Origin of the sequence: Fodinibius sp., assembly GCF_041642155.1 — a bacterium.
Taxonomy (GTDB): Bacteria; Bacteroidota; Rhodothermia; order Balneolales; family Balneolaceae; genus Fodinibius.
This window is the reverse complement of the sequence record NZ_JBEPWZ010000351.1, coordinates 1-2824: the sequence shown is the minus strand read 5'-3', so window position 1 is coordinate 2824 and position 2824 is coordinate 1. Positions and strand designations below refer to the sequence as shown.

The window sequence follows — 2824 nt, the reverse complement described above, 5'->3', positions numbered from 1 at the left end:
GGTTCCGGGTTGGCATCTCCCCCCGCGCCGACGGATACTAAAGCAGTCGCTCCGGGATGACGCTTTTCAATAATCCGCTGGGCCTCCCCTATCCAGTCTCCATGTATCTTATTGGTATCGCCTCCCAGGGTGGTCCCATGACAGGCGTAGTTAACCAACACAGCCCGAAGCGTTCCGCTATCCGGATCCGTAACACGCAGCAGGGGCATTGAGTGATCAACCGGGCCCTCGGGAACCACGCCAAATCCAACCCATCTTCCATTTTCCAGCTTGCGCCGGTTCACAGCAAATCCGACCTCTCCCTGTCCCCAGGCTGCCAAAGCCGGGCTGCGGTTCTGCAGCGCTTGCAGGGCCACCTGTTCCAGTTTATCCGTGAGCTCGTCTTGATACCGCACAATGCGTCCGAGTTCCTCCGGGGGCATTGGCTTCCCAAAATGGTTTAGCAAATTGCCTACTTCCGGCCCCGTATGGGTATGCGAGGAACTTATGACCAGTTGAGAAGGTGTAATGGCAGTTTTTTCCGACAGGCGGCGGGCAACCTTTTCGGTGATATGACCCGGAATGCCGATTAGATCCACGGTCACAAAAAGCGACGGCCCCTGCTCATCGCTGCCAAAAGCCAATGCTTTTGCCCATAGTGGTTGAAGTACCCCCTCCGACTCCGACGCCCGTCCCCCATAACCCGCCAGGCGAATCGGTCCCTCCGGGGTGATATCTATTCGAGCAACACCAACCTCTATTCTTCTGTTATTGGGAGGCTCTGTTTTTTGCATAGCATGGAGTGAGTCCAACGCTCCATACGACGGGGTTGAAGACCCTATAAAAACAGTGAGCAAAAAAAGGAAGAAGTTTCTTTCTAAATGAACTAACAAACAAGATGTTGTCATAAATATCATATTTATATTTCATATATAAGAGCACTTTGCAAAACCGTTCTTTCGGTCAGTCTCTGTTTTTTCGCACGTTCAGCATCCTTCACATTTGCATTATATACTGTGGTTTTGAATTCGCTCAGGCTCACTTACAGTTCCATCCAGTCCAACTGCTCCCACCTCTCCGGGCCGGCATTGATTTGAGGAGTACCAGGTGTACTTCTGCCTTCCTCTATATACTTTTCAAGCAGTGATTTAAGCTCTTTTACCTTATCAGGATACATATGGACAAGATTAAACTTTTCAGCGGGATCTTTTTCCAGATTGTACAGCTGGAAGGAGGGCAGTCCCCGGAGGTCTTCTTCGGTATTCGGATAACTCCATCCTCCGGATCCCGGCCACAAGATAAGCTTCCATTCTTCTTTAATAATCGCAAAACGTCCGTCAATGGAATGAAGTACGGTCGCCTCTCGCAACGGTTTATCGTATGCCTGCTGTTTCAGGACAGGCAAAAAACTGTAACTGTCCTCGGCAGCGTCATCCGGCAGGTTTGTCCCCGTCAAATCTGCAAACGTAGCCATAAAATCGGCCGTACTTATGGTTTCATCCGAAATAAACGGCCCCTCTATTCCGGTCGGCCAGCTTACAAGAAAGGGAACCCTTAATCCCGCTTCATAAATATCAGCTTTATGTCCCCTGTAGATATAACTCGGGTCGTGACCCGCCTGTTGGAGTTCCTCGAAATCGGCGCGGGGTGATGCACCGTTATCACTGGTAAAAATCAGGATCGTATTATCAAATGTGTCGTTGGCCTCCAGCGCATCTATCACTTGCCCGACCACTCCGTCTACTTGCAGCATAAAGTCACCATACAGGTTGGAATTACTTTTCCCCAGGTACTCCGAAGTGGGGAGGATGGGCGTATGCGGGGCCGGCAATGCAAAGTACATGAAAAACGGGTCACTATTCGAGGCCTGTTCATTTATATATTCTACGGTCTTGTCGGCTAAATGGGGCAGCACGTCCGTATGGCTAAAATCAGATCCGGTCAGCCCTTTTCTCCAAAAGCCTTTGTGGTCATAGTTGACCGTTGTATCGGTCGGAATTGTCGTAGGCTGATTATTTTCGACATAGACGTAGGGAGGCATATCCAGAGAAGCCGGTATAGCGTAGGAGTAGCCGAATCCACGGGCATTCGGCCCATTTTGAATAGGTTGACTGAAATCAACCTCGGGACGAATGTTGGGATTGTCCAGGTTTTCGGGGTCTTCTCCAGCAAAATGCCAGTCCCACCCCAAATGCCATTTACCTACAAACGCCGTTTCATAATTCCTTGCCTGTAGCATATCGGCAACGGTCATTCTCTCACTGGAGATCAAGGGACCGGAATACCCCCAGGTCACGCCGCTTTTCAGGGTCGACCTCCAGTTATACCTGCCCGTGAGGAGACCGTATCGAGTGGGCGTACACACCGCCGAGGTCGTATGTGCACTGGTAAAGGCAACCCCTGCATCTGCAAGCCGGTCGATATTCGGGGTTTCAAAGGCTGCGTTTTCATTATAAAAGGAGACATCTCCATAGCCAAGATCATCGGCTAAAATAATCACAATATTGGGTCTGTCCTGCCCCTGGGCATAGTTGGTAAGCGAAAAGAATAAAATGCTTACAAATAAAAGACTGCTTAAATTATTCACGACATGATCATTTTATCGGTTTAGAAAACAATGTCTTCATTTAGGTTTTTTTCAAAGAAACCATGTTCCAGACCCCGATTAATTTTGACATCCTTCAGCATCGATATTAAAAATCATCAACAAACACATAATATTAGTTGATTGTTGGAGTGCTAATATATTTCCCACTCTCATTAAAGAGAGACAAGCTGTTCGTTAAAAAAATCATACTAATATCCGGACTTATTTATTAATCTAACTTCTCTATATAGGTATAAT

General features: G+C 48.1%; 2 protein-coding genes. Both read right to left on the bottom strand.

The window, feature by feature from the left end; translation table 11 throughout:
• On the bottom strand, positions 1-773 hold a 773-nt coding region (locus ACESLU_RS13780; protein ID WP_372639206.1), incomplete at its 3' end, for a neutral/alkaline non-lysosomal ceramidase N-terminal domain-containing protein.
• A gap of 248 nt (positions 774-1021) precedes the next feature.
• Positions 1022-2566 carry a sulfatase-like hydrolase/transferase gene (locus ACESLU_RS13775; RefSeq protein WP_372639205.1) on the bottom strand — a complete coding sequence of 515 codons (1545 nt, stop codon included), beginning with the start codon at positions 2564-2566 and terminating at the stop codon, positions 1022-1024.
• Between the last annotated feature and the right edge of the window lie 258 nt (positions 2567-2824).